Below are 24003 nucleotides of genomic sequence, written 5' to 3'. Positions count from 1 at the left end.
CATGGTGGCACTCAGCTGAGCAGGAGGCGCGGTGGCAGTCCGGTGAGTGCTTTCACGTCCCGCGTGAAGTGGGCTTGGTCGGCGTACCCGGTGAGTACGGCGACGTCGGCGAGCGCGAGCCCGGTCCGGGCGTGATCGAGCGCGACGTTCATCCGCAGCACGCGGTCGAGCATCTTCGGGCCGTAGCCGAACGCATGCAGGCACCTGCGGTGTAGTTGCCGCTCGCTCAGGCCGACGCTTCCGGCGAGCGAGAGCACGCCGGCGCCGCCGCGAAGCATCCCGCTTCGGACAGCTCGCAGTACCTGCGTGATCAGGCGGTCCGGTGGCTCCTTGATCAGGTCGGCCACCGCCTGCTCCAGCGCCAACTCCGGGACCTCCGCCAACCGCACCTGATCCGCCAGCCGCCGGCTCCGCGCCGGAGACCAGAGGTCCGCCAGCGGCACGCGCTCGTTGAGGAGCTCCTTCGCCGGTACGCCGAGGAACCGCGGAGCCGTCCCCGGTGCGAAGCGGATCCCGGCGTACCGCGTGCCCGCCTCCGCCGAACCGACCCACGCGCGACTGTCCGGCCCCGCGATGACCAGTTGGTCGTCCATGAGGAGGAGGTCCATGCAGCCGTCCGGCAGGACGCGATACTCGCCGCCTTCCGCCGTACGCGTCCACAAAGCCGCTCCCGGCACCCGCGCGGGACGCTCCCGATACGGCTCGAACTCAGTCACGTCCCCAGTCTGTAACCCGGCACCGACAATTCCACACCTGCACACCGTTCAGCTAGCGTCGGAGGATGCAGTTCGACCGGTACACCGTGATCCTGCTGACGCTGCGGCCGGACGCCCCCGTGATGACCGACGCCGAAGCGACCGCCCTCCAGGACCGCCACCTGGCCCACGGCGCCGACATGCAGGACCGCGGCCTGGTCCTGGCCCGCGGCCCCCTCACCGACCAGGACGACGAACGCTACCGAGGCTTCTCCATCTGGTCCGTAGACCAGGCAACCGCCCGCGCCCACGCCGAAGCCGACCCCGCAGTCCAAGCCGGCCGCCTGGCCGTCAACGTCATGACCTGGCTGATGCCCACCGGCAACCTCCACTTCACCAAGGTCCACCCACCCAGATCCACCACCGAAGCAACCACCGACTAGCCACAACACCCACCCCGCAGCCCCCTCGCGCCCCCCGGCGTCCGGTGCTGGTGGTGCAGCCTCTTCGTGCCGTCTGGCGTCGGGCACTGGTGGTGCAGCCGCCGCGTGCCGTCTGGCGTCGGGCACTGGTGGTGCAGCCGCCGCGTGCCGTCTTGCCTCGGGCGCTGGTGGTGCAGCTTGCTCGTGCCGCCTGGCGTCCGGCGCCCGGCGTGTGGCCCTCGTACCGCGTGGACGTCCGGTGCGGGGAGCGCAATCCGATCGTGCTGTTGCTGTCATCCAGTTGCGGCAGACGTCGGCGTACGTTGGCCGAATCGATCGATGGATCGGTCATCGTCGTTCGGGGGAACGAATGCCAAAGAACACCGCGCTGACTCCAGCCCACCTGACCACCGGCTGCCCGGCGACCACTGGGGCGCCGCCGGCCCAGCCGGCCCCGCCCACCCAGTCAATAGCCCAACAAGCCGCCCGAGAACTAGCCGCCGCAGGCCAACGCGCCGCAGCCATCAACCCCACACCTCCACCAGTCTCCGCACCACCGCTCGCGCGACACAGCAGCGAGTGGCCCTCAACCACCGTCCTGCCGTCGGCCGCGTCAACCACACCAGCCGCCACCCGGCAGCTCAGCCCCAGCAACCATCCACCCGCACCCGCAGCCGTCGACATCCGCCCACCGCAGACCCACCCCACCCAGCACCTGTGGACACGCGTCCGATCCCTGTGGAAACGCAGCTAACCGCGTCATCCGCCTACCGGCGGACCCAAGGGCGAGGTCAGCCGAGCTCTAAGGCGGTGCAGACCCAGCGGTTGCGGCGAATCTCCAGCCGGAGCGCGATCGCACGCGACCGATATCCGTGCCTAACATGAGCAGCCACCTCGGCAACATCCTTCGCCGGACAACAAACCCGAACCGACCGAACCGCACTACGTTCCTTCGCCCCACGCCCCGTAGCCGTCGTCGTCATCCCAAGCACCCGGACCCGCCGATTCAACTCAGCAAACACGGCATCATCCGTAAACCGCACCAACTGCGAGATCGGCCGATCCCCAGCCAGCACCTCAGAAACGGCCTGCGCCAACCGCCCACCCCAAACCCGAACATCCGGCACCCCCGGCCCGCCATGACCCCGCGTGTGGCCAATCGCCTCACCGCCAGCACTCGAGGAGGTTGGAGCATCTAGTGCGGGCGCAAGACTCAGCGCTCGCTCGGTAGGCGCCGCTGCAGTTGCGAGGGTGCGCTGTGATGCTGTCGTCGGGTCAGCCGTGTCCTGCGAGCGGTTGGCCTCCGAGCTCCCCGGTGCCGGGGTTTCGGGCTCAAGCGTCGTACAGCCTGTGTCCGGCGTCCCGTCTGCCGGGTTAGGAGCAACGGTGAGGGTGGGCGGCTCAGGGGTGGGCTCGTCGGTGGTGCGGATCGTGGGGGCGATGCCGACGCGCTTGAGTGCTTGGTGCCGGAGGGCGAGGGTGTTGGCGGGCATGGCCCCGGCGTGGCGGACGGTTGGTGGTACGGCGTGCAGCGACGCGTCGACCTCGACCGCGCGGAGGCGTGGGGTTGCCACGTCGGCCAGGCTGGCGTGTGCGGGCTCGGCGAGGGGTGGGACCTGGGTCAACGTCGGGCCGGTCTGATCCGGGCGTTGGGCCGCAGGGAGGTTTTGCTGGCTCATGTCACTTCTCCTGGTGGGTGGGCGGCACGGGGTTGCCGGTTGCGGGCGGCGGGATGCGCAGCACCTGGCCGGGACGAATCAGGTCGGGGTCGGGCCCGATCAGCTGGCGGTTGGCGGCGTACCAGGCCGGCCAACGAGAGGCGATGTCCTGCGGGGTGGCGTCTGGGCCGAGCTCGGCCGCGGCGATGCTCCACAGCGTGTCGCCGGCCTTTACGACGACCCGACGAGGCACCCGCACCGGCTGCCCCGACCGCAGATCCGTATACCGAACCGCAGCCCCCGCAGTAGGCCGATCCGGCACCCCAACCCGCACCCGCCCCCCACCCGGCACATCACGGGGACGAGCAGCCCGCCGTACGTCCTGGGAACGAGCATCCCGCGGTACTGCGTTCTCCGGCCGAGCATCCCGGGGTACGGCGTTCGCCGACCGAGCATCCCCGGGTACGTCGTGCTGCGGCCGAGCGTCTCGGGCGACTGGCTCCTGCGATCGAGCAGCCCGACGTACGTCCTGCGGGTCGGTGACCTGACGTCCGTCCTGCGGGCTGGCGACCAGACGCTTGTCCTGCGGGCTGGGCGCCCGACGTACGTCCTGCGGGTTATCGACCCGGCGTGGGGCGTCCTGCGCGGGGCTCGTGGGTGCGTCTGTGCCGGTCAGGCGGATGGTGGACGGCGGCTCGGTGGTGCGCCAGGTTGTCGCGTCCGGGCTGGACGCAAGTGGAGCGTCCAAGCGATGCGTCGGCCGGATGCTCGGTGTTGTGCCGGTGAGGGTGGTGGAGGCGGGCTCGGTTGTGCGTGAGCTTGCGCTGTCCGGTGTGCCGGAGAAGTCCCGGTTGACCAGCGGGTGTGTCGGCTGGCTGCCGGTCAGCAGGGTGGAGCGGGGTTCGGTGGGGCGTCGGTTGTCAGCAGTCGGGTTGCCGGGGTGGTCGGCGGCGGCTGTGGGTTGGAGGGTCGAGCGGGGCTCGGTCCACGGGTGGTTGATGGGGGTGGCGTGGGCCGGGGCGAGGGTCATGGGGGTTGCGGCGGCCAGGCCGAGGGTTGTGCGGAGGAGGGTTCGGGCGGTTTGGGTGGTGAGGCGGGCGGCCAGGGCCGAGGCGGCGGTGCCTAGGGCGCCTGGGAGCTGTTCCAGGACGGTCGTCGCCACGGCCAGGGCGAGCCAGGCGTAGGCGATCCAGGCGACTGTTGCGACCGCCAGGACGGTCAGTGAGTCGAGGTCGTGGCTGGTGGCTGCGCCGTACGAACCGGCCGTCATCCAGCGCAATGCCAGGCCGAGGCCGGCCAGCGTCGCCACAGCGAGCAGACCCTTGAGTCCTCGGATCATCACATTCACCCCGCTTAGCCTCTGATCTATGAGTTTGCTTGAGTTTGCCTCAGCTTGATCACTATAGACCGGTAATGCGCCCGGTTCGCAAGTGGAAATGTCACGCAGCGTCGGCTCGGCGCACGGAAGGTGAGCAGGATCGGGTAGGTTCGCCGCCATGCGGTGGGATGCGTTGTTCGCGGATCTGGAGTCGCAGTTCGAGGCGCTCCAGGAGGGGGATCTGTACGGCGAAGTCGCCGACCGGATCCGCGCCGAGGTCGGCAAGATCACCGTGCTCGACCGCCTGCGCGGTGCCGTCGACACCGTCGTCCGCGTGGAGCTGACGAACGCCGATCCTGTGCAGGGTCAGCTCACCCGGGTCGGGAAGGACTGCCTGCTGATCGAGGCCGAGCGGGCCGAGGAGTGGCTGATCCCGGTCGCCGCGCTGGTCGCCGTACATCGGCTGGGACCGTGGGCCGAGCCGGCAGTCGGAGCAGTGGCAGGCAAGCTCGGCCTGACGCACCTGCTGCGGGGGATCGCGCGCGACCGCTCACCGGTGGCGCTGTTCTGCGGCGGGGCTCCGGTCACCGGGACGATCGACCGGGTCGGGGCGGACTTCCTGGAGCTCGCGGAGCATCCGCTGGACGCGCCACGGCGGCGGACCGAGGTCTACAACGTGCGCCTGGTGCCGACCCAGGCGCTCTGTGCGGTACGACGACGCTAGTCGAAAGCGCCCCCCTAGTTGTGCACGTCCTCCGACTGCTCGGCGTCCTCGCCGAACGGGTGCGCGTCGATGAACTCGCGTGTCTCGGTGTAGAGCCGCTCGATGTACTTCTCCAGCTCGCTCGCCTCGACCCGCCACTGCCCGCGCCCGCCGATCTTCACCGCGGGGATGTCACCGCGGCGGACCAGGGCATACACCTGGTTCGCGGAGATGTTGAGCACCTCTGCGACGTCGGCGAGCTGGAGGAAGCGCGGAGTCGGCATCCGGTCTACTCCTTCACGTAGTGGCTGGTTCCTTCAGTTTGCCATGGTTGGCGATCGGACGATCCCGTTTGTCCCCAGGCTGACAGCCTGTGGATATCCGTTCACGGTGTGGTGCCCGGACACGGCACAATGTCGGCTCCGATGGCGATCGATTGACTGGGGAGTTCGACGTGGTCGACACAGCAGTGCGCGGTACCGGGTTCGGGGCGCCGTCCGTCCCGGCGCAGCGCAACCGGCGGGCCCGGTGGAAGGACGGCCGGCTAGTGCTCGGCGTGCTGCTCGTCGCGATCACCGCGCTGGCCGGCGCCAAGCTGCTCTCGTCCGCCGACGACACCACGACGATCTGGGCGGCCAAACGCGACTTGGCGGCCGGGACCAAGCTGACCGGTGACGACCTGACGACCGCGCGGGTGCGGTTCACCAACGGCGAGGACGCGGGGCGGTATGTCGCTGCCGACGCGGACCTGAAGGGCCTTGTCGTCACCCGCGCGGTCGACGCGGGCGAGTTCGTGCCTCGGGAAGCGGCTGTCTCCGAGTCGGACAACGACCGCACCGAGCTGCCGCTGTCGGTCGCGACCGGACGCCTGCCGTCCGACATCGCCGCCGGTGACGACGTCGACATCTGGGTGGTCCCGAAGGACGCCGCGCAGGCAAAGTTGCTCTGGGCAAAGGTCCGGGTGCTCCAGGCCGACGCGGTGAAAGGTGTCGCGGGTGGATCGGCCCGCAGGCAGGTCCTGGTCGGGTTGGCGCCGAACGACCTGCCACGACTGCCGGCCGCGCTGTCCGCGATGAGCACAGGAGAGCCGGTCCTCGTGAGGCGAGGCAACTGATGTCGGTACCAGTCCTCCTGGCCGTGACCGGGGCTCCGTGGGAGGCAGACGTCGTACGGCGGGCCGAGCGCGCGCCCGGGATTCGAGTGGTACGGCGATGTGTCGACATCGCCGACGTGATGGCCGCAGCCGCGAGTGGGCAGGCGCGGGCGGTCCTGCTCGCCGACGACCTGCCCAGGCTCACGTCCGACGCAGTCGCCGCGCTGCATGCCCGCCGGATCGCGGTGGTCGCGCTGGTCGACCCGACCGAGAACGGGGAGCCCTTCGGCACCGAGGACAGGCTGAGCCGGATGGGGATCGAGCGCATCCTGCCGGCCGACGTCAGTCCGGAGGATCTCGGCCGGGCGATCACCGACGCGGTCGAGTCCGGTCCGCCGATGTCGGTGTCGCACTTCGCCGGTGGATTCGTGCCGACGACGCCTGAGATGACGGGTCAGCCGCCGCCGGTCTACAACCAGGGCAGCGGCCGGATGATCGCGGTCTGGGGGCCGACGGGTGCACCGGGTCGGACGACGGTTGCCGTCGGCCTCGCGTGTGAGCTCGCGGTGAAGGGCGTGCCGACGTTGCTGGCGGATGCCGACGTGTACGGCGGGACGGTCGCGCAGCAGCTCGGGATGCTCGATGAGACGTCGGGGCTGGCGGCCGCGGCGCGCTCGGCGGCGAGTGGCGCGCTGGACATGGCGATGCTCGCGAAGCATGCGCGGCAGGTCGAGCCGCATCTGCTGGTGCTGACCGGGCTGAGTCGGGCGGACCGCTGGACGGAGCTCCGGCCGGCCGCGATCGAGTCGGTATGGTCGACAGCCCGGATGCTTGCGCCGTGCACTGTGGTGGACGTCGGGTTCTGCATCGAGACCGACGAGGAGATCTCCTTCGATTCGCTGGCACCGCGCCGTAATGGCGCGACGCTGGCGACGCTCGAGGAGGCTGACGAGGTGGTCGTCGTCGGTACGGCGGACCCGGTCGGCCTCACGCGGTTGATCCGGGCGATCCACGAGCTGCGGTCGGTCGTGCCGTCGGTCAGTACACGGGTGGTGGTGAACCGGGTGCGGTCGGGTCCGCTCGGTGGCTCGCCGTCCGACGCGATCGCCGAGGCGCTCGGTAGGTACGCGGGGGTTGAGGCCGCGGCGCTGCTCCCATTCGACCAAGCGGCGGTGGATGCCGCGATCTCCCGCGGCCGCAGCCTGGCCGAGGCCGCCAAGTCCAGCAAGCTCCGTAAGTCTCTCCAACAGCTGGCCGGCACCGTCACCAAAGACCTCTGACCCTGGGGAGGCGGATCTGCCTGGGGAGGCGGAGCTGCCCAGCGGAGTGGTGGCCGCGGGGGAGGCGGAGCTCCCCGGGTAGTCGTGGCCGGGGAGGCGGAGCGCCCCTGGGGACGTTGGTGGCCGCGGGGGAGGCAATGCTCCCCGGGGACGTGGAGGCCGCGGTCGAGCCACAACTCCTGCGGCCGCACCCATCGCCGCCCTCAACGCATCGGGGCGCTCCCCGCGTCGTTGCCGGTGTTGGCGGTCCGGAACCCCGCGCGGGACCTGCTGCTGGACGGAGCGGGTGGGCGACGCCCGGGGAGTGCCTGGGTCAGGGTTGGGTCGGTGGGGAATTGGGGGGAAACCCCACCGACACGGGGATGGGGATGTGCCAGGGTTGGGGAGTAGTCAACGCACCTAGGGGAACGCATGTCCGAGGTTCAGGGCCGGCCGGCCGGCACGATGAGTACGGAGCGGCGGTACGGGATCGCCATCTCCGTGGCGCTCATTCTGGGTGGGGTCTACTGGGCGCTGACCGGGCTGACCGAGGAGAGCAAGACGACCCAGGACAGCTACCCGGTTGCGGGCGACTCGCTGACCATCCAGACGACCTCGGTGGACGTCGAGGTGCGGTCCGGGGACGGGCCGGACGTCAAGGTCGAGCGGACGTTCGAGCGCAACGTGTTCGGGTCGGACCCGAAGGAGGACTACGAGGACGGGAAGTTGCAGCTGCGGGACAGCGGCTGCGGGTTCCTGTCGTTCGGGTGCGACACGAACTACATCCTGACCGTGCCCAAGGACGTCAAGCTGACCGTCGAGAGTTCCAGCGGCGACATCAAGGTGTCCGGGCTGCCGGGTGGGGCGAACCTGAAGTCGAGCTCGGGCAGCATCGAGGCGCATGACGTCGGGGGATCGCTGTGGCTGGAGTCGAGCTCGGGCGACCTGGAGGCGCGGGGGCTGAGCGCGACGACGGTGAGCACGCAGAGCAGTTCGGGGAGCACCGAGCTGGACTTCACCTCCGCGCCGCAGTCGGTGGACGCCGAGGCGAGCTCGGGTGACGTGACGATCCGGCTCCCGTCCGGGACCGAGACGTACAAGCTGGACACCGACACCTCCTCGGGCGACGAGACCGCGAACATCCGCAGCGACCCGTCCGCCACCCGCACCATCGACGCCAAAACCTCCTCCGGCGACGTAACCATCGAGTACAACCACTGACCACACCCCTGTGAGGGGTAACAAGGGCGGTGGTCCTCGGAGCGCACCTCTGCGGGGTGTGCGGGAGGTAGGAGGGCGCGGGTGAGGGCGCCCTTCGGCGACGTAACCATCGAGTACAACCACTCACCCCCTGCGGGGTGAAAGTGCGGGGTGCCGGCAGTTGGCGGCTGGGGCCGGTGCTCTGCTGTGGACGGATCGCACCCTTGCGGGGGATGCAGGGGGTGGGGTGCCGGCGGCTGGCTGCTGGCTGGGGTGCTCGGCTGCGGGTGGATAGCCCGCCTGTGGGGTGGTGCGGGTGGTTACGGGGAGTTAGGGGGAGGGTCGTGAGGGTTAGCTGCGGTTTGTGCTGAGTAGGCTTGCGGGCATGTTGGTGGAGGCGGGTGTGCCGCGTGGGTTGCTGGTGGACTGGGGCGGTGTGCTGACCTCCGGGCTGGAGGATGCGCTGCGGCGGTGGGCCGAGGTGGACGGGTTCGACTTCGACTCGTACGTGCAGGCCGTGATGGCCTGGCTGCCCGCGGAGAGCCCCGCCGAGGCCGTCGCGGAGGCCGAGCTGAACCCGATCCACGCGCTCGAGCGCGGCCAGCTCGCGGTCCCCGACTTCGAGCGCAAGCTCGCCTCGATCCTGGTCCGCCACGACGGTTCCCCGGTCCCCCCGGAGGGTCTGATCGAGCGGATGTTCGCGCACTTCGAGCACCAGCCGGCGATGTCCGCGCTGGTCCGCCGGGCCCGCCAGCACGGGATCCGGACCGCGCTGCTGTCGAACTCCTGGGGCAACACCTACCCGCGCGACACCTGGGACGGCATGTTCGACGACATCGTCATCTCCGGTGAGGTCGGGCTGCGCAAACCCGAGCCGGAGATCTTCCTGCTGGCGGCCCGCCGGCTGGACCTCAAGCCCGAGCAGTGCGTCTTGGTCGACGACCTCGAGCTCAACGTCGAGGGCGCGAAGGCCCTCGGCATGACCGGCGTCCTGCACACCTCGTACGACGACACCCTGAGTGCGCTGCAATCCCTGTTCGGAGTCGACCTGACGTGACCGTGATGTCCACCTCCTCCCCTGCGTCCCGCCTGCTCGTCTCACGCCGCATCGTCATCGGGGTCGTCGCCTGCGCCGCCCTGGTGGCGCTCGGCGCCTGGGCCTACGGCTTGTTCGGCGGCATGATCGACCTCCGTGTGTACCGGATGGGCGGCTCGGTGCTGCTCGACGGCGGTTCGCTGTACGACGCCAAGCTGCCGGGCTCAGGTCTGCCGTTCACCTACCCGCCGTTCGCCGCGATCGCGATGGTGCCGCTGGCCGCCGTGCCGTGGGGTGTCGCGCTGGTGGTGTGGACCACGCTGTCGGTGCTCTGCATCACCGCGCTCTGGCGGACCAGCCTGCCGAAGACGGCCTGGTCGTTCTTCACGCAGCGCAAGCGCACCGCCGTGCTGGTCGCTCTCACCGCGCTGTCGCTGCTGCTCGAACCGGTCTGGCAGACGATCCAGTTCGGCCAGATCAACCTGTTGCTGACCGCAATGATCCTGCTGGACCTGGTCCGGCCGCAGGACGCGCGGCTGCGGGGCTTCTGGCTGGGTGTGGCGATCGGCGTCAAGCTGACCCCGCTGCCGTTCCTGGCGCTGCTCGTGGTCACGAAGCAGTGGCGGGCGCTGCGGAACGCCGTACTGGGTCTGCTGGCGACGATGGCGGTCGGGTTCGTGATCGTGCCGAACCAGTCCTGGCGGTACTGGACCGAGGTGATCCTCGACGCCAACCGGGTCGGCGGCCTCGCGTACACCGGCAACCAGTCGTTCAACGGCTTCCTGCACCGGCTGGGGAACGACGCGGGCTGGGTGCAGCCCACGTGGTTCCTGCTCTCGGCCGTGTTCGGCCTGCTGGTGCTGTGGATGGCCCGGCGGTACTGGCTCGCCGACGAGCGGGTCACCGCGATCTCCGTGATGGCCCTGGCCGTCCTGTACGCGTCGCCGGTCACCTGGAGCCACCACTGGGTCTGGATCATCCCGCTCGGCGTGAGCCTGATCCGCGCGGTCAACCGGGTCTGGGGCCTCAACCCGGCAGTGGTGACCGGTGTGCTGTTCTACGGCCTGTTCGTCCTGCGGTCGATCTGGTGGGTGCCGTTCCGCGACGACCGTGAGCTGGACTGGACGTTCTGGCAGTCCATCCCCGGCAACTCACACCTGATCCTCGGCATGATCGCGTTCATCGTCCTGGCGGTCACCAGCCGGAGCCTGCCTAAGCCGTCTCCAGCAACGCCCGCAACGGCCGAGCGAGCCTGACAGCCAGCTCGGCGTCGACGTACGCGGCCTCAGCCAGCAGTACGTCGACACTCGCTCGAAACGCACGCTGGAGCTCAGCAGGCTCCAGCGCCCGCACCAGCGTCGCCTCCACCGGAGCAGTGGTGGCGGAGGGCAACAGGTGAAGGCCGCGCCCCTGTGAGTGCGGGACACCGTGCCGCAAGCAGGCCAGCATCAGCACGTGGTCCCGGACGCCACTGATCATGTACTCCGCCTGCCACACCTTGCCCCGCGCGATGCTGGACCGCGCATGCAACGCGTACAGCCATCCCATGCCGACCAGGTCTACGGCAGCGGGATCACCCCACGCCGGCTGCTCGACAGCCTCGCCGAACAGCAGGCGGAAGCTAGGCCCAACCGCACCGAACGAGCCCGCCGGCGCAAAGGCAATGTCCACCTGCAACGTGGACCCCAGCAGGAACACCCGATAGACCGTGTCCCGCGACCACACGTCCGTGTGGTGCACAGCGCCGTACGACGTGTACATGCGGTCAGTCCAGTCAGCCAGTACGGCGTCCTGCGACGCACCAGCCGTCAATCCAAGAGCAAGGTCCACATCGGACCACTCGTCCTCAGTGCCCAGCGCAGCCGAGCCAGTCAGCGCAGCGCCGGCGACACGCTCGTCCGCCCGGGCCGCTGCCACCAGCTCGTCCCGCAGTTCCTCCCGCTCCGCAGCCGTGTACATCACGTAGAGAACAGCAGGAGCAGACCGCCCGTGGTGTAGCCGACCATGACGACCAGCAACGGCACCTGCCCGGCCAGAGCCTTGTTCCGCGGGAAGAGCGCGACAGCACGGTCGTGAGCCGAGATGACGCCCATCAGGTGACCACAGACCACCGCCAGCACCTGGAGGACCGCGATCGTCCCGCTGTGGTTGGTGATGCCGGTGTTCACCGCGAGCAAGCCGGTGCCGAACACGTTCGCCCCGTTGCTGAGCGGGTCACTCAGGTAGATGAGCGTCCGCTGTCCCTCGAGTATGAACAGGGTCAGGTAGTGGGCGACGACGTACCCGAGGGCGATCGGTACGAGGGAGTGTGCGAACAGCCCGGGGAGCGCCCGGCGCGAGCTGTGCGACAGCCGCCCGGCCAGCAGCGTGGCGCCCGAGTACGTCACCAGCACGAACAGGATGAAGGCGATCAGCGCCAGCGTGCCGAGCAACGTCATCGAGTAGTCGGTGTTCTGCGCCCAGCCGATCCACGCCGACGAGTTCGAGAAGCCGTCGTACGCCGTGGAGCCGAGCAGGGCGGACACCATGCCGACGAGTCCGGGCTGCGGCTTCAGGCCGTCCAGGTTCTCCAGCGGGCGGCGGACCACCAGCACTCCGTCGGTCCGGCGGCCCCACGGCGACAACCGGGCCATCAGGGTCGCGTAGACCTCGAACGGGTCGCCGGTCGAGAACCAGCGGTCGCCGAACAGGATCGCGCCGAACAGCATGATCACGACGTACAGCGCGATCCACGCCTGGAGCACCGGGATGGTGGCCCGGTCCGGGGCGACGAGCTCGAGCCAGGTGAAGGCGAAGATGCCCAGCGTCGCCGGCCAGAGGCCTAGCCACGGCGGGAGGACGAGCAGGCCCTTCGACGGGGGCTGGCGGAGCGCCTTGCACAGCAGCAGGTGGACGGTCCGCAGCGGGTTCAGGGTGCGCCAGACCGGGCCGAGCAGGAGCGAGATCGGCACCAGCCCGACCCAGACCAGGATGTAGACGAAGCCGAAGATCGGGTTGGTCAGCCGGTCCACGCCGAACAGCAGCGCGACCATCGCGTAGAGGAAGGTCGCCAGGCCGACGAGCCGGACGATCCAGCGGAACCAGCTCGCGTCGACGGTCCGCGTGATTGCGGCCGGCAACGGCTTCCCGGAGGCGTTGCCGCGGTACTTCGGGTTCCGCCAGGCCAGCGCGAGGACGACGAACGACAACGCGATCGCGACCGCGGCGCCGCCGACGGCCAGGCCGAACGGGATCGGCAGGTCCTGCCGGCCACCGATCCCGTGCAGCGGGAGCAGCTGAGTGATCACGAGACGACGAGCTTGGCGACCAGTTTGCCGCTTTCGTGCGTCTCGATCTCGAAGGTGCCCTTCATGTTCGCGGTGAACTTGACCGACGCGGGCTTGCCCGGGGTCAGCGGGAGCTCCTTGTCGTAGCCGTGGATGTGCACCTCGTCGGCCGCGTCGCTGATCGCGGTCACCAGCACGGTCTGGCCGGCCGTCACCTTGATGGACGCGCCGCTCGGGTTGACCTTGCCGTTGGCAACGGTGACGTTGATGGTCACGTCGGCCTGCTCACCGGACGGGTCGGCGGTGTTCGACGGGCTGCTGGGGTTCGGCTTGCCCGGCGTCTCGGTCATCGTCGGCAGGTCGGTCGGGGTGCTGGAGGGCGCGGTCGCCGACGGGGTCGTGCTCGGACTCGCGCCGCTGTCGGTTTCGTTCCCGCAGCCGGCCAGGACCAGCACGGCCAGGGCGGGGAGGAGAGCGGTGGCGGTGCCGCGAGTGAGCGTCGTACGCATCGGTCGAGGGGCCTTTCAAGGGTCTGTTCAGTTCTCGGGGTGCGGGACACACCCTCTTGCCTGACGAACACCGATACCTCAGTGTTCCCGTTGAGCCAGTGTCGCAGCCTGGCGTGCCGTGTCGGATGGCACCCGGCGCCTGCGGCGCCCAGGCACGCACCTCGCGCCTGGACACCGCAGTCACTCGGGTGACATCCGACACGGCACGCTCTGTCGGCGGCGCGGGCTAGGGTGACCAGACAAGCTGATCGACTGAGAGGAAGGTGACCCGATGCCGGACCGGCTGACGTCGCTGGACCTCACCTTCCTCAAGGCCGAGTCGCCGGCCACCCCGATGCACGTCGGGACGGTCGACATCTTCGAGCCGCCGGTGCACGGTGACGACGGGTTCGACTACGAGAGCCTGGTGGCGCTGATCCGGGACCGGATCGCCTTCGTGCCGCGGTACCGGCAGCGGGTCCAGCAGGTGCCCGGCCGGTTCGCCGGCCCGGTCTGGGTGGACGACGAAGAGTTCGACATCACCTTCCACGTACGGCGCTCCGCCCTGCCGCGACCGGGGACGCACGCGCAGCTGCTGGAGCTGGTCGCCCGGATCATGTCCCGCCGGCTGGACCGGGCCCGCCCGCTGTGGGAGATGTACCTGGTCGAGGGCCTGCAGGGCGACCGGTTCGCGATCATCTCCAAGTCCCACCAGGCCCTTGTCGACGGCAACAGTACGGTCGACATCGGCCAGGTCGTGCTGGACTCGACCGCGCTCCCGCGGGAGACGCCGACCGACACCTGGCAGCCGGCCCACCCGCCGTCCGCGCTGGAGCTGCTCGCCGGCGTGTTCGCGGACGCCACCCGGCACCCGACGGCCGTCCTGGAGCTGGCCCGGGCCGAGATGGCCAGCCTGACCGGGTCCACCTCGGTCCGCGAGGTGCTCGGCGGCGTGGTCGGCTCGCTGGCCGCGCAGCGGCACGCGCAGGAGAGCTCACTGCACGTGAAGACCTCCGGCCAGCGCCGGTTCACGACCGTGCAGACCGACCTGGAGGACTACCGGACCGTCCGCGCGATGCACGGCGGAACGGTGAACGACGTGATCCTGGCCGTGGTCGCGGGCGCCTTCCGGGCCTGGATGATGACCCGCGGTGAGGGCGTCGGGCCGACCCGCAGCGTCCGGGCCGTGGTGCCGGTCAGCATCCGCGACGACGAGGACGAGGAGCCGACCTCGCTCGGGTCCAGCGTGATCGCCTCGACCGTGAACCTCCCGGTCGGCGAGAACTCGCCGGTCATGCGGCTGCACCAGATCTCGTACCAGACCAAGGTGCACAAGGACACCGGCCGCGCGGTCAGCGCCCGCTCGCTGGTCGGCATCGCCGGGTTCGCGCCGACCACGCTGCACGCGCTCGCCGCCCGGGTCGCGACCACCACGGTCCGGCCGATCGACGACGTGGTCATCACCAACGTGCCCGGTCCGCAGTTCCCGTTGTACGCGCAGGGCGCCCCGATGCTGGCGTCGTACCCGGTGGTTCCGCTGATGCCCGGCCAGGGGTTGTCCGTCGGCGTCACGTCGTACGACGGGAAGGTGTCGTTCGGGCTGAACGCGGACCGCACCGCGATGCCCGACCTGGCCGTTTTCGCCCAATGTGTGACCGACGCCCTGGACGAGCTGCTCGAGACCACCAGGGGCAGCCGGAACCGGGCCTCCCGGGGCCGGAAGAACCCCCGCAGCACAACGAAGAAGGCGGGCTCATGAGGATCTACCTCCCATCCACGCTGCGGGCGCTCGACGAGGCCTGCCACGCCGGCGAGTTCGGCCCGCCGCCGCTGACGGCGTACGCGGTCACCCCGGCGCTGCGGGAGTGGTACGCCGAGGGCGACGACGAGGAGCTGGAGTACGCCGCGATGGCGCAGGCGGCCCGTGCTTCGGTGGGACTGCTGGCCGCCGATCCGGAGACTGCCCGGAGGCGGGTGGTGATCGCCTGCGAGGTGAGCGCGATCCCGCCGGCGGACGGCACGGTCGAGCTGGGCGACGCCCGGCTGGAGCTCAACGTGGTGGTCCCGTGGTCCACGGTGGCCGCGGTGCACATGGACGCGCCCGACGCGGCGGCGGTGGTCGGGAAGGCCGCCGACCTCTGGGACGCGGCCCAGAACGGTGACGACGACGCGGTGTTCGCCCTCGATTCGTGCGAGGGTGAAGACCTGATGTGGTACGCGACGCAGGAGATTCCCGATCTGCTGGCGGCGGAGGGGCCGCGCGGCGGGCGGAACGGCTCGAGCTGACCAAGGGGAGTTGGTGGCGATGCAGGCGATCTGGAAAGGTGCCATCTCGTTCGGGATGGTGACGATCCCCATCAAGGTGTTCTCGGCGACCGAGGAGAAGGACATCTCCTTCCGTCAGGTGCACGTCTCCGACGGTGGCCGGATCAAGTACAAGCGGGTCTGCTCGATCGACGGCGAGGAGGTGCCGTACTCCGACATCGCCAAGGGCTACGAGATGGCGGACGGCCGGATGATCGTGCTGGAGGCGGACGACTTCGCCGACCTGCCGCTGTCCAGCAAGAAGGTCATCGACGTGCTGGAGTTCGTGCCGTCGGACCAGGTCGACCCGCTGTACCTGGGCAAGTCCTACTACCTGCAGGCCGACGGCGGGCCGGGCGCCAAGCCGTACGTGCTGCTCCGGGACGCCCTCGACGGCTCCGAGCTGTACGCGCTGGTGAAGGTCGCGCTGCGGTCCCGGGAGAGCCTGGGGCTGCTCCGGACGGTCGGCGACATCCTCGTGCTGCAGGTCATGCTGTGGCCGGACGAGGTCCGGGACGCGTCCTTCGCGGCGCCCGGTGAGGACGTGGAGATCCGGTCGCAGGAGAAGGCGATGGCGGCGTCGTACATCGACACGCTGCGTGGCGAGTTCGACCCGGACCAGTACCACGACGAGTACCGGGCGGCGCTGGAGAAGGTGGTCGAGGCGAAGGCGGCCGGCGTGCCGCTGCCGGAGGCCGAGGAGGAGGAGCCGGAGGGCGCCGAGGTCGTCGACCTGGTCGCCGCGCTGCGCGCCTCGGTCGAGGCCGCGAAGGCGCGCCGCGCCGGTGGCGGTGAGGCCGCTGAGCCGGCCAAGAAGGCCCCGGCGAAGAAGGCGGCCGCCAAGAAGGCGCCGGCCAAGAAGGCCGCGGCCGCGAAGAAGGCTCCGGCGAAGAAGACCGCCAAGAAGACCACGAAGAAGTCGGCATGAGCCAGGAGACATCAGGTGGCGTCCCGCAGCCGCCGCCGACGCAGACCGAGATTCCCAAGGACGCCTCGGAGATCCCGGCCGATCCGACAGCCGCGCCGGTCCGGCCGGGTGCGTTCCTGCTCGAGCTGATCCCGGTGCCGGTCGCGGACATCGACCGGGCGAAGCGGTTCTACTCCGAGCAGTGTGGGTTCCACGTCGACGTGGACGTCTCCCCGGCGGACGGCGTCCGCGTCGTCCAGCTGACGCCGCCGGGCTCGTTCTGCTCGATCAGCCTCCTGCAAGGTCTGCCGATGGCCGACATGGAGCCGGGCTCGCTGCGGGCCCTGCACCTGGTCGTCAAGGACATCGAAGCCGCCCGCCAGGAGCTGATCGGGCGTGGCGTGGACGTCGGCGAGACCGAGGACCTCGGCGGCGTCTACTACGCCTGGTTCAAGGACCCCGACGGCAACACCTGGACCCTCCAGCACATGCCCTGGCGCGCCTAGGCCTGCTCGGCGAGGAACGTCAGCAACCGCTCGTTGAACTGCTCGGGGAACTCGGACGGCAGGCCATGCCCGGCCTCCGGCCAGAGCTCGGTCTGGTTGTCCGGCAGGAAGGTCTGCGCTCGCTGCGCTGCCGTGCGCGGATCGTGCACCACACTGCGCCCGCCGAGCAGCGCCAGCGTGCGCGGACGGATGCTCCGCAGCGCCGCATCGGTCCCGTACGACGGCATCGGCAGCTTCATCCGGTAGTCGCGCAACCCCGCCATCACCAGGCGTCCGGCCGGCTGCTCGATCGGCACCCGTCCGGCGACCCACTGCAGGTAACGCGACCCGAGGCTGTCCGGCAGCCCGGGCACCAGCGCGAACCCGCCGAGCAGGAACCGCCAGTCGAACCGCGCGAACACGTTCGCCGGCTCGACCAGCGCCAGCGACGCGATGCGCTCCGGCGCGTACAACGCCAGGTTGAACGCGAGCCAGGCACCCCCGGACACCCCGACGACGTGTGCCTTCCGCAGCCCGAGCTCGGCCAGCGCCTCGTTCAGCCACACCGCCTGCTCTCGCGACGACCTGATCGGGACCGTCTGCACACTGCGCCCGGGCTCCCCGAGGACGTCGAGCGCGTAGACGGGATGCGCTTCGGCCAGCCCCGGGATGTTCCGTTCCCACATCACCGACGTTCCGGCGCGACCGTGCAGCAACACGATCGGCACTCCGTCGCCGGTCCCGTACCGGTACGCCCGCACCCGCCCGTACGTCGTACCCACCTCGAGGGACTCCTGCTGACCCGGAATTCCCCTCAGCGTCACGTCGTACAACCGCAGGTACGCCGCCTGCGCGTCAGCGCTCACGAAATGCCCGACCCCACCCATGCGGCCGAACCTACCGTCTCGCTGGCCGACGCGGGACGAGCAGTTGTTGAAGTGAAACGTATGCTACAAATGGATGGCGGGTCGGCGAGCGGACCAGTCGAGCCTGTGGTCAGGTTGCTGGTCAGGTTCGTTTCCGGTGGTGAGTCATGGCACCATGCTGGTGTCACCAGCGAGCGCGCCGCCCACCCGCACCGGCGTACCAGCACGATCCACAACCCTGATCGAGGAGCACCGCACGATGGATGCCGTCACCGCCGTTCCCACTCCCGCCAACGAGCCCGTCAGGGGGTATGCGCCCGGATCGTCGGAGCGGGCGAGTCTGGAGGCGAAGCTCAAGGAGTTCACCGCGGCGGGCGCGATCGATTTGACCTGCACGATCGGTGGTGAGCAGCGGCTCGGCGGTGGCGCGCCGATCGAGGTGGTGCAGCCGCACAAGCACGCGCACGTGCTGGGCACGCTGGGCAACGCGACCGAGGCGGACGGCCGGGAGGCGGTCATCGCGGCCCTGGGCGCGGCGAAGTCGTGGCGAGCGTTGTCGTTCGACGACCGCGCGGCGATTTTCCTGAAGGCGGCCGACCTGCTGGCCGGGCCGTGGCGGGACACGCTGAACGCGGCGACGATGCTGGGCCAGTCGAAGACGGTGCAGCAGGCCGAGATCGACTCCGCGTGTGAGCTGATCGACTTCCTGCGGTTCAACGTGGCGTTCGCGCGGCAGATCGTGAGTGACCAGCCGATCTCGTCGCCGGGGGTGTGGAACCGGGTCGACTACCGGCCGCTGGAAGGGTTCGTCTACGCGATCACGCCGTTCAACTTCACCGCGATCGCCGGCAACCTGCCGACCGCGCCTGCGCTGATGGGCAACACGGTGGTGTGGAAGCCGTCGCCGACCCAGCAGTTCGCGGCGCACTGGACGATGCGGCTGCTCGAGGCCGCGGGCCTGCCGGCCGGTGTGATCAACCTGGTCACCGGTGACGGGATCGAGGTGTCCAAGGCGGCGCTGACCCACCCGGACCTGGCCGGTATCCACTTCACCGGGTCGACCAAGACGTTCCAGTCGCTGTGGTCCACGGTGGGTGCGAACATCGCGTCGTACAAGACCTACCCGCGGCTGGTCGGTGAGACCGGTGGCAAGGACTTCATCCTGGCGCACCCGTCGGCGGACCCGGCGGTGCTGAAGACCGCGATGGTGCGTGGCGCGTTCGAGTACCAGGGCCAGAAGTGCTCGGCCGCGAGCCGTTCGTACGTCGCGCGCAGTGTGTGGAACCAGATCCGGGACGACCTCGTGGCGGAGACCGAGTCGCTGACGATGGGCGACGTCACCGACCTGTCGAACTTCATCGGCGCGGTGATCGACGACCGGGCGTTCGCCAAGCACAAGGCGGCGCTGGACCGGGCCCGGCAGACCGACGCGCTCGACGTCGTGGCCGGTGGTACCTATGACGACAGCGAGGGGTACTTCGTCCGGCCGACGCTGATCGTGTCCGACGACCCGACCGACGAGATCTTCACCACCGAGTACTTCGGCCCGATCCTCGGCGTGCACGTGTACGACGACGCCGACTACGACACCGTGCTCCAGCAGATGGAGAGCGCGGCGCCGTACGGGCTGACGGGTGCTGTGATCGCGCAGGACCGGCACGCGGTCGCCGCGGCCAGCGAGTACCTGCGGTTCGCGGCCGGGAACTTCTACGTCAACGACAAGCCGACCGGAGCGGTCGTGGGGCAGCAGCCGTTCGGTGGCTCGCGGGCTTCGGGGACCAACGACAAGGCCGGCTCGATGTGGAACCTGATCCGCTGGGCCAGCCCGCGGTCGATGAAGGAGACCTTCGCGCCGCCGACCGACTACCGCTACCCGCACCAGGGCTGACCATCAGGGACGGTCGGGGTTTACCCGGGAATCGGCGAGATCGGGAGTAGGTAGGCCGGCTGCGTCGTTTCCCGGGTATGCATGAAACCGATCTGCACCTGGAGCCCAACGAAGCGTCCGACCTCTGCCGCGTGTTCGGGCCGGACGTCCTCGACCGCCACGGCTGGGACCGCGCGTTCGTGACGGTGCTGGACGAGGCGACGGCCGAGGACGCGCTGGCGCTGCTCGTCCACACCGCCGGGGCGCCGCTCGACGACGAGTGGTCCGCGATGCGCGTGTTCGCGGACGCCGGGGTGCACACGGGCAAGACCGAGGACGCCGAGGCGTGCGCCTCCCGGGACGGCTACGTCTACGTCGTCGGTTCGCAGTTCGGGAAGAAGGCGGGTCCGCTCGCGGCCAAGCGTTCCTGGATCGCCCGGGTCAGCGAGCAGTCGCTGGTGGACGCAGTCGACACCGGCGGCCGGGCGACCCTGGAGGTCGTGCGGCTGCGGTTCACCCTGCACCGGGCGATCAACGACGCCCTCGCCGACGTCGAGCTGCTGCCGATGGGCGAGCTCGAGCGGCAGGCGTACGTCGATGCCACCATCGCGATCGGTGAGCAGAAGGCCAAGCGCTGGGCCGGGACCGTCCTCCCGACGGACCGCCCGGTCAACATCGAGGCCGCCGAGTTCCGCGCCGACGGCCGGCTGCTGCTCGGCCTGCGCTACCCGGTGACCGCCGACGGGCACCCGATCCTGGTCGAGCTCGAGAACGTCGACGAGCTGTTCGACGACCCGAACGCCGTACCGCGGTGTGGCAACGTCTGGGTGCTCGGCGATGTCGGCAGTGTCGAGGCGCCGGCCGGGTTCCGGGGTCTCGACACCCACGGCGGCGACCGCTTCGACGCGGTGATCGGTGACCTGGACGCGTCCGGCAAGTCGGCCACCGTCCTCGAGGACCACCCGGAAGGCGCCAACGCCGCCTCCGAGCACGTCCGGTTCGAGCTTCCGAACGACGTCGCCGGCGGGGTCGTGAGTGCCAAGGTCGTCCACCACTTCGGCGACATCCGCCGGGTCGAAGGCGTCGCCGTCGACCACGAGGGCCACGCCCACTACGTCATCGACGAGGAAGGCCACGTCGCCCTCCGGACCCTGGTGTTCGACTAGGTCACCAGACCGCGGCGGACCACGATGTAGTACGTGGTCATGTCGTCGATCAGGGTCTCGATCTGGGCGGGTTTGCTGAGGTCGGCGTCCAGCATCCAGTCCGAGATCAGGTCGAACAGGCCGCCGACCAGGCCGATGGCGACGCTGTGCCGGACCGCCCGCTGGTCGTCGGCGTCCGGTCCGGTGGGCGCGCCGTCGTACTGGTCCCAGAGCAGCTCCAGGAAGCCCGCGGCCCAGCGCCGGTTGGTCCGGCGCTGGCGCTCGACCGCGGGGGAGATGCCCGCCGCCATGCCGAAGGTGACCTGGGCGACCCGCGGGTCGTCGAGCAGCGCGTGCGCGAAGATGTGGATCAGCTTCGGCGCCGTCTCCCGCTCGTTGCCGAGCGCCTGCGCGGCCTGGCCGGCGACCTGCTCCTGCAGGCGCTCCGAGGTCCGCTGCAGCAGCGCGACGTAGCAGTCCTCGCGGCTGCTGAACACCTCGTAGAAGCTCTTCGTCCCGATGTACGCCGTACTGCAGATCTGCTCGATCGACGTGTTGATGTACCCGTTCGCGGCGAAGAGTTTGAAGGCGGCGTCCAGCAGCTGCTCGCGGCGCTCGGCCCGGCGTTGCCCGGCGTCGAGCCCTCGGATGGTCCGTCCCATGCGCTGCACGCTACCCCGGGTATTTGATCGGTAACCAAGTGAACTGGTTCTGAACACGACCTCTTGTTCAGAACCGGAGTTCATGCTCCACTGTCCGTGACGCACCGATCACCGCACGATACAGCCACGGGGAGCCGCCATGCCAAACCTGATCCGCCGGGTCGCCACCGCGCTGCTCGCCGTCGCCCTTCTCAGCACCGGCGCCACCACGGCGACCGCGGCCCCGTCGTCCGGCTTCGACAACTGGTCATGCAAGCCGTCCGCGGCGCATCCGAACCCGCTCGTTCTGCTGCACGGCCTCGGCGGCAACGGCCCCGGCAACTACTCGTACCTCGGCCCGTTCCTCGCCGCGAAGGGCTACTGCGCCTTCACCCTCACCTACGGCCAGGCGACTCCGGCGATCCCGGTCGGCGGCACCGTCTCGATCACCCAGTCGTCGGCGGAGATCGCGGCGTTCGTCCAGCGGGTCCGGCAGGCGACCGGCGCCGCGACGGTGGACATCGTCGGCCACTCCGAGGGCGGCTTCCAGAGCATCTACGGCCCGAAGATCCGTGGGTACGCCGACCAGGTCGGCAAGGTGATCGCGCTTGCGCCACCGACGCACGGCACGACGTTCGGCGGCCTGGTCAGCGTGGGGGACTACCTCGGGCTGCGGCCGTTGGTGGACCAGGTACTGCGGGAATTCGGCTGCCCGGCGTGCGATGAACTGATCGTCGGCGGCTCGGCTGTGGAGCAGTTGACCGCCGGCCCGATCGCTCAGCCGGGGGTGGAGTACACGGTGATCGCGTCCCGCTTCGACGCGCTGGTGACTCCGCACGAGACGTCGTTCATCCGGGAGCCGGGTGTCACCGACAAGTTCGTGCAGGACGTCTGCCCGCTCGATCCGGTCGGCCACGTCGGGCTGGCGTTCGACCCGACGGTCGCGCAACTGGTCGCCAACGCGCTTGACCCCGCGCACGCCAAGCAGGTGGTGTGCGCGTTCGGACCGCCGCTCTAGGCGGTGCGGTTGAGCTCTTGGAGTGGTGGGTCGACCAGGAGGGCGGATCCGCACTGGACGCAGATCCACTCGTCAGGCTCGTCGACCAGGTGATCGGCGGCCTCGATCCGCTCGAACGGCATCACGGTCGCGCAGAACACGCAGTACTGCGAGTCCTCGCCGGCCGGCTCCGCGCGCTGACGCTTCTTCCGCATGACGGGCTCACCTCCGGAGCAACACTTGCTCTCAGGTTGCCACCGCAGGTGAGCCCGTCAGCGGAGCGACACTCAGTGGGTCCAATCCCGGCCGAGCTCGTGCTCCTTCTGCAGGCCCGACCGGATGGCGTCGACCACGAAGGGCTCGATCTTCTTGCCGATCAGCGGGATCGCGACCTTCACGTCCAGGTCGATCGCCTGCACCGTGCTCGCGCCGGTGGGGGTGATCTCGGCCTTGCCCTTCAGGGTGACGGGGGTGTTGCTGATCTCGCCGGAGACGTCGGCCTTGCGGGACCCGTCGGCGGCCGCCGGGTGCCAGGTCTCGGTCTGTACGACGGTCAGCGTCTGGCCGACGAACTTCCGGGCGATGTCCGGAACGTCGTCCGACGGCATCTCGCGCTGCACCTTGACGATCGTGTCGCCACCGGACTCGGTCACCTCGACGGAGTACGACAGCGCCTTGGTCTTCTGGCACGCCTGCTCGCGGAAGGTGGCGTCCGTGACGATCGCGAACACTTCCTCGGGTGTGGCGTCGTACGACGCCGACAGCTTCAGTTCCATGCCGGACATCATGGCATCACCGGTCGGTCAGCCACCCCCGCCGGCCTGTCAGGTAACTCCCGGCACGCAATCGCTTGCCGCGAGCATGTCGTGCTCAGCGACCGCCGTAGGCGAGGTAGAGAGCGGCCTTGGGTTGTCTGGTGGTGTTGTGCGTTCTTGCCGCCGGACCGGTATGCGGTCACTGTGCTGAGGCTCGGCGGATCAGGCGCTTGACGAGTGGGATGAGCAGGGCGACGCCGATCATGGACAGGCTGACGAGGGAGGCGTACTTGTCGACGAGCAGGACGATGTCGACGGCCTGCTGACCGCTCCAGTAGCCGAGCGCTGCGACCACGCCGGTCATGAGCAAGGCGCCGGCGAGGTCCAGCAGGAGGAAGACGGACAGCCGCATCCGGGCCCAGCCGGCCATCGCGTACACCACCGCGGTCGGAACGCCCGGCAGTACGGCGAGCAGCACGGCGACTCGAAGGACCCACGGCGGGAGCTCGGTGGTCCGGGCGGCGAAACGCAACACGCGCTGGCTGGTGGTGAACATCCGGATGATGCCTTCACCCCACTGCCGCCCGGTCCACCAGGTGAGCCAGTCGAACTTCACCATGCCGGCCGCACCCGCGACGACGACCAGCCACAGCGGCGCTTCCCCGATCCGGGCGAACGCCGCCGCGGCGCCGATCGAGACCAGATCCCCGGTCAGGAACGCGAGTGCGACCGGATGCGACGCGACCAGGAACGGCTTGAGCGGCCGCAACGCGAGCCCGAGGGCGACGACACCGAGGATCGCGCCCATCAGCGCAACGTCGACCCGGGTCGCGCGGCCCTGCCAGGGCACGAAGCGACGCCAGGCGGGGGCTTTGTCCTGCTGAGTTTCGGAAGCCAC

General features: G+C 69.8%; 26 protein-coding genes. 14 read left to right on the top strand and 12 right to left on the bottom strand.

All coding sequences use genetic code 11. From position 1 onward, the window contains the following. Positions 1-11: 11 nt before the first annotated feature. The gene (locus tag ACWCOV_RS18775; protein ID WP_449830542.1) at positions 12-716 is read right to left on the bottom strand and encodes a helix-turn-helix domain-containing protein; all 705 of its coding nucleotides are present in this window, start codon (positions 714-716) and stop codon (positions 12-14) included. A 65-nt stretch (positions 717-781) separates the two neighbouring features. Here ACWCOV_RS18775 and ACWCOV_RS18770 point away from each other — a divergent pair, with 65 nt between their 5' ends. Next, positions 782-1138: a YciI family protein gene (locus tag ACWCOV_RS18770; protein ID WP_449830541.1), complete on the top strand. Its 357-nt coding sequence runs from the start codon at positions 782-784 to the stop codon at positions 1136-1138. Between the two features lie 770 nt (positions 1139-1908). Here the strand turns inward: ACWCOV_RS18770 and ACWCOV_RS18765 are convergent. Next, on the bottom strand, positions 1909-2610 hold the full coding sequence (locus tag ACWCOV_RS18765; protein ID WP_449830596.1) for an Rv3235 family protein: 702 nt from the start codon (positions 2608-2610) through the stop codon (positions 1909-1911). A 187-nt stretch (positions 2611-2797) separates the two neighbouring features. Further along, positions 2798-4114, bottom strand: coding sequence for a LysM peptidoglycan-binding domain-containing protein (locus ACWCOV_RS18760; RefSeq protein ID WP_449830540.1), 1317 nt, complete (start codon positions 4112-4114; stop codon positions 2798-2800). A gap of 157 nt (positions 4115-4271) precedes the next feature. Here ACWCOV_RS18760 and ACWCOV_RS18755 point away from each other — a divergent pair, with 157 nt between their 5' ends. After that, positions 4272-4817, top strand: coding sequence for a hypothetical protein (locus tag ACWCOV_RS18755; protein WP_449830539.1), 546 nt, complete (start codon positions 4272-4274; stop codon positions 4815-4817). Positions 4818-4831: 14 nt separating this feature from the next. Here the strand turns inward: ACWCOV_RS18755 and ACWCOV_RS18750 are convergent, their stop codons facing one another. Then, the gene (locus tag ACWCOV_RS18750) at positions 4832-5080 is read right to left on the bottom strand and encodes a helix-turn-helix domain-containing protein (RefSeq protein WP_360534796.1); all 249 of its coding nucleotides are present in this window, start codon (positions 5078-5080) and stop codon (positions 4832-4834) included. 170 nt (positions 5081-5250) lie between these two features. Here ACWCOV_RS18750 and ACWCOV_RS18745 point away from each other — a divergent pair, with 170 nt between their 5' ends. The 5 genes from ACWCOV_RS18745 (at position 5251) to ACWCOV_RS18725 (ending at position 10640) form a co-directional block, all read left to right on the top strand. Next, positions 5251-5910, top strand: a complete 660-nt coding sequence (locus tag ACWCOV_RS18745) for an SAF domain-containing protein (RefSeq protein WP_449830538.1) — start codon at positions 5251-5253, stop codon at positions 5908-5910. Next, entirely contained in the window at positions 5910-7169 is a 1260-nt protein-coding gene (locus tag ACWCOV_RS18740; protein WP_449830537.1) for an AAA family ATPase, read from the top strand. The genes ACWCOV_RS18745 and ACWCOV_RS18740 overlap by 1 nt, the downstream gene beginning before the upstream one ends. Positions 7170-7580: 411 nt before the next feature. After that, positions 7581-8369, top strand: coding sequence for a DUF4097 family beta strand repeat-containing protein (locus tag ACWCOV_RS18735; RefSeq protein WP_449830536.1), 789 nt, complete (start codon positions 7581-7583; stop codon positions 8367-8369). Between the two features lie 364 nt (positions 8370-8733). After that, positions 8734-9405, top strand: a complete 672-nt coding sequence (locus ACWCOV_RS18730; RefSeq protein ID WP_449830535.1) for an HAD family hydrolase — start codon at positions 8734-8736, stop codon at positions 9403-9405. Positions 9406-9410: 5 nt separating this feature from the next. Next, positions 9411-10640 carry a glycosyltransferase 87 family protein gene (locus ACWCOV_RS18725; protein WP_449830534.1) on the top strand — a complete coding sequence of 410 codons (1230 nt, stop codon included), beginning with the start codon at positions 9411-9413 and terminating at the stop codon, positions 10638-10640. Here ACWCOV_RS18725 and ACWCOV_RS18720 read toward each other — a convergent pair. From ACWCOV_RS18720 to ACWCOV_RS18710, 3 genes are read right to left on the bottom strand one after another with little or no spacing between them, the layout of a single operon-like run. Next, positions 10597-11343: a nucleotidyltransferase domain-containing protein gene (locus tag ACWCOV_RS18720; RefSeq protein WP_449830533.1), complete on the bottom strand. Its 747-nt coding sequence runs from the start codon at positions 11341-11343 to the stop codon at positions 10597-10599. The genes ACWCOV_RS18725 and ACWCOV_RS18720 overlap by 44 nt on opposite strands. Continuing rightward, positions 11343-12671, bottom strand: a complete 1329-nt coding sequence (locus tag ACWCOV_RS18715) for a hypothetical protein (protein ID WP_449830532.1) — start codon at positions 12669-12671, stop codon at positions 11343-11345. The genes ACWCOV_RS18720 and ACWCOV_RS18715 overlap by 1 nt, the downstream gene beginning before the upstream one ends. Next, the gene (locus tag ACWCOV_RS18710; RefSeq protein ID WP_449830531.1) at positions 12668-13159 is read right to left on the bottom strand and encodes a cupredoxin domain-containing protein; all 492 of its coding nucleotides are present in this window, start codon (positions 13157-13159) and stop codon (positions 12668-12670) included. Before ACWCOV_RS18710 ends, ACWCOV_RS18715 begins: the two co-directional genes overlap by 4 nt. 271 nt (positions 13160-13430) lie before the next feature. Between ACWCOV_RS18710 and ACWCOV_RS18705 the strand changes: the two genes are divergently transcribed. The 4 genes from ACWCOV_RS18705 to ACWCOV_RS18690 are packed head-to-tail and all read left to right on the top strand — an operon-like array spanning position 13431 to position 16855. Beyond that, complete coding sequence (locus ACWCOV_RS18705; RefSeq protein WP_449830530.1) at positions 13431-14897, top strand: WS/DGAT/MGAT family O-acyltransferase; 1467 nt, start codon at positions 13431-13433, stop codon at positions 14895-14897. Further along, positions 14894-15424 carry a DUF6912 family protein gene (locus ACWCOV_RS18700; protein ID WP_449830529.1) on the top strand — a complete coding sequence of 177 codons (531 nt, stop codon included), beginning with the start codon at positions 14894-14896 and terminating at the stop codon, positions 15422-15424. Before ACWCOV_RS18705 ends, ACWCOV_RS18700 begins: the two co-directional genes overlap by 4 nt. Before the next feature lie 19 nt (positions 15425-15443). After that, the gene (gene ku, locus ACWCOV_RS18695) at positions 15444-16370 is read left to right on the top strand and encodes a non-homologous end joining protein Ku (RefSeq protein ID WP_449830595.1); all 927 of its coding nucleotides are present in this window, start codon (positions 15444-15446) and stop codon (positions 16368-16370) included. Next, positions 16367-16855 carry a VOC family protein gene (locus ACWCOV_RS18690; protein ID WP_449830528.1) on the top strand — a complete coding sequence of 163 codons (489 nt, stop codon included), beginning with the start codon at positions 16367-16369 and terminating at the stop codon, positions 16853-16855. Before ku ends, ACWCOV_RS18690 begins: the two co-directional genes overlap by 4 nt. Here ACWCOV_RS18690 and ACWCOV_RS18685 read toward each other — a convergent pair. Further along, positions 16852-17721 (bottom strand): alpha/beta fold hydrolase, encoded by an 870-nt coding sequence (locus tag ACWCOV_RS18685; RefSeq protein ID WP_449830527.1) that lies wholly within the window; start codon positions 17719-17721, stop codon positions 16852-16854. The genes ACWCOV_RS18690 and ACWCOV_RS18685 overlap by 4 nt on opposite strands. A 154-nt stretch (positions 17722-17875) precedes the next feature. Here ACWCOV_RS18685 and pruA point away from each other — a divergent pair, with 154 nt between their 5' ends. Together pruA and ACWCOV_RS18675 are read left to right on the top strand one after the other, a co-directional pair. After that, the gene (gene pruA / locus ACWCOV_RS18680; RefSeq protein ID WP_449830526.1) at positions 17876-19588 is read left to right on the top strand and encodes an L-glutamate gamma-semialdehyde dehydrogenase; all 1713 of its coding nucleotides are present in this window, start codon (positions 17876-17878) and stop codon (positions 19586-19588) included. Between the two features lie 77 nt (positions 19589-19665). Beyond that, positions 19666-20733, top strand: coding sequence for a hypothetical protein (locus tag ACWCOV_RS18675; RefSeq protein WP_449830525.1), 1068 nt, complete (start codon positions 19666-19668; stop codon positions 20731-20733). On the opposite strand, the gene ACWCOV_RS18670 is transcribed toward ACWCOV_RS18675, so the two are convergent. Beyond that, on the bottom strand, positions 20730-21374 hold the full coding sequence (locus tag ACWCOV_RS18670) for a TetR/AcrR family transcriptional regulator (RefSeq protein ID WP_449830524.1): 645 nt from the start codon (positions 21372-21374) through the stop codon (positions 20730-20732). The two genes, ACWCOV_RS18675 and ACWCOV_RS18670, sit on opposite strands and share 4 nt — an antisense overlap. Positions 21375-21513: 139 nt before the next feature. Between ACWCOV_RS18670 and ACWCOV_RS18665 the strand changes: the two genes are divergently transcribed. Next, the gene (locus ACWCOV_RS18665; RefSeq protein ID WP_449830523.1) at positions 21514-22371 is read left to right on the top strand and encodes an esterase/lipase family protein; all 858 of its coding nucleotides are present in this window, start codon (positions 21514-21516) and stop codon (positions 22369-22371) included. Here ACWCOV_RS18665 and ACWCOV_RS18660 read toward each other — a convergent pair. From ACWCOV_RS18660 to ACWCOV_RS18650, 3 genes are all read right to left on the bottom strand, one after another. Next, positions 22368-22565: a hypothetical protein gene (locus ACWCOV_RS18660; protein ID WP_449830522.1), complete on the bottom strand. Its 198-nt coding sequence runs from the start codon at positions 22563-22565 to the stop codon at positions 22368-22370. The genes ACWCOV_RS18665 and ACWCOV_RS18660 overlap by 4 nt on opposite strands. A 72-nt stretch (positions 22566-22637) precedes the next feature. After that, positions 22638-23126 (bottom strand): DUF2505 domain-containing protein, encoded by a 489-nt coding sequence (locus ACWCOV_RS18655; protein ID WP_449830521.1) that lies wholly within the window; start codon positions 23124-23126, stop codon positions 22638-22640. A gap of 178 nt (positions 23127-23304) precedes the next feature. Next, positions 23305-24003, bottom strand: a complete 699-nt coding sequence (locus tag ACWCOV_RS18650) for a DedA family protein (RefSeq protein WP_449830520.1) — start codon at positions 24001-24003, stop codon at positions 23305-23307.

It is taken from the genome of Kribbella sp. NPDC002412 (genome assembly GCF_053592935.1).
This window is presented reverse-complemented; position numbering and strand designations above follow the sequence as displayed.

Bases quoted from the DNA above. Each gene is read 5' to 3' on its own strand.
- ACWCOV_RS18760 (WP_449830540.1), bottom strand. From the start codon at position 4,114: ATGATCCGAGGACTCAAGGGTCTGCTCGCTGTGGCGACGCTGGCCGGC.
- ACWCOV_RS18670 (WP_449830524.1), bottom strand. From the start codon at position 21,374: ATGGGACGGACCATCCGAGGGCTCGACGCCGGGCAACGCCGGGCCGAG.
- ACWCOV_RS18730 (WP_449830535.1), top strand. From the start codon at position 8,734: ATGTTGGTGGAGGCGGGTGTGCCGCGTGGGTTGCTGGTGGACTGGGGC.
- ACWCOV_RS18690 (WP_449830528.1), top strand. From the start codon at position 16,367: ATGAGCCAGGAGACATCAGGTGGCGTCCCGCAGCCGCCGCCGACGCAG.
- ACWCOV_RS18720 (WP_449830533.1), bottom strand. From the start codon at position 11,343: ATGTACACGGCTGCGGAGCGGGAGGAACTGCGGGACGAGCTGGTGGCA.
- ACWCOV_RS18655 (WP_449830521.1), bottom strand. From the start codon at position 23,126: ATGGAACTGAAGCTGTCGGCGTCGTACGACGCCACACCCGAGGAAGTG.
- ACWCOV_RS18765 (WP_449830596.1), bottom strand. From the start codon at position 2,610: ATGCCCGCCAACACCCTCGCCCTCCGGCACCAAGCACTCAAGCGCGTC.
- ACWCOV_RS18665 (WP_449830523.1), top strand. From the start codon at position 21,514: ATGCCAAACCTGATCCGCCGGGTCGCCACCGCGCTGCTCGCCGTCGCC.
- ACWCOV_RS18750 (WP_360534796.1), bottom strand. From the start codon at position 5,080: ATGCCGACTCCGCGCTTCCTCCAGCTCGCCGACGTCGCAGAGGTGCTC.
- ACWCOV_RS18660 (WP_449830522.1), bottom strand. From the start codon at position 22,565: ATGCGGAAGAAGCGTCAGCGCGCGGAGCCGGCCGGCGAGGACTCGCAG.
- ACWCOV_RS18700 (WP_449830529.1), top strand. From the start codon at position 14,894: ATGAGGATCTACCTCCCATCCACGCTGCGGGCGCTCGACGAGGCCTGC.
- ACWCOV_RS18740 (WP_449830537.1), top strand. From the start codon at position 5,910: ATGTCGGTACCAGTCCTCCTGGCCGTGACCGGGGCTCCGTGGGAGGCA.
- ACWCOV_RS18675 (WP_449830525.1), top strand. From the start codon at position 19,666: ATGCATGAAACCGATCTGCACCTGGAGCCCAACGAAGCGTCCGACCTC.
- ACWCOV_RS18755 (WP_449830539.1), top strand. From the start codon at position 4,272: ATGCGGTGGGATGCGTTGTTCGCGGATCTGGAGTCGCAGTTCGAGGCG.
- ACWCOV_RS18710 (WP_449830531.1), bottom strand. From the start codon at position 13,159: ATGCGTACGACGCTCACTCGCGGCACCGCCACCGCTCTCCTCCCCGCC.
- ACWCOV_RS18770 (WP_449830541.1), top strand. From the start codon at position 782: ATGCAGTTCGACCGGTACACCGTGATCCTGCTGACGCTGCGGCCGGAC.
- pruA (WP_449830526.1), top strand. From the start codon at position 17,876: ATGCTGGTGTCACCAGCGAGCGCGCCGCCCACCCGCACCGGCGTACCA.
- ACWCOV_RS18735 (WP_449830536.1), top strand. From the start codon at position 7,581: ATGTCCGAGGTTCAGGGCCGGCCGGCCGGCACGATGAGTACGGAGCGG.
- ACWCOV_RS18685 (WP_449830527.1), bottom strand. From the start codon at position 17,721: ATGGGTGGGGTCGGGCATTTCGTGAGCGCTGACGCGCAGGCGGCGTAC.
- ACWCOV_RS18705 (WP_449830530.1), top strand. From the start codon at position 13,431: ATGCCGGACCGGCTGACGTCGCTGGACCTCACCTTCCTCAAGGCCGAG.
- ku (WP_449830595.1), top strand. From the start codon at position 15,444: ATGCAGGCGATCTGGAAAGGTGCCATCTCGTTCGGGATGGTGACGATC.
- ACWCOV_RS18725 (WP_449830534.1), top strand. From the start codon at position 9,411: ATGTCCACCTCCTCCCCTGCGTCCCGCCTGCTCGTCTCACGCCGCATC.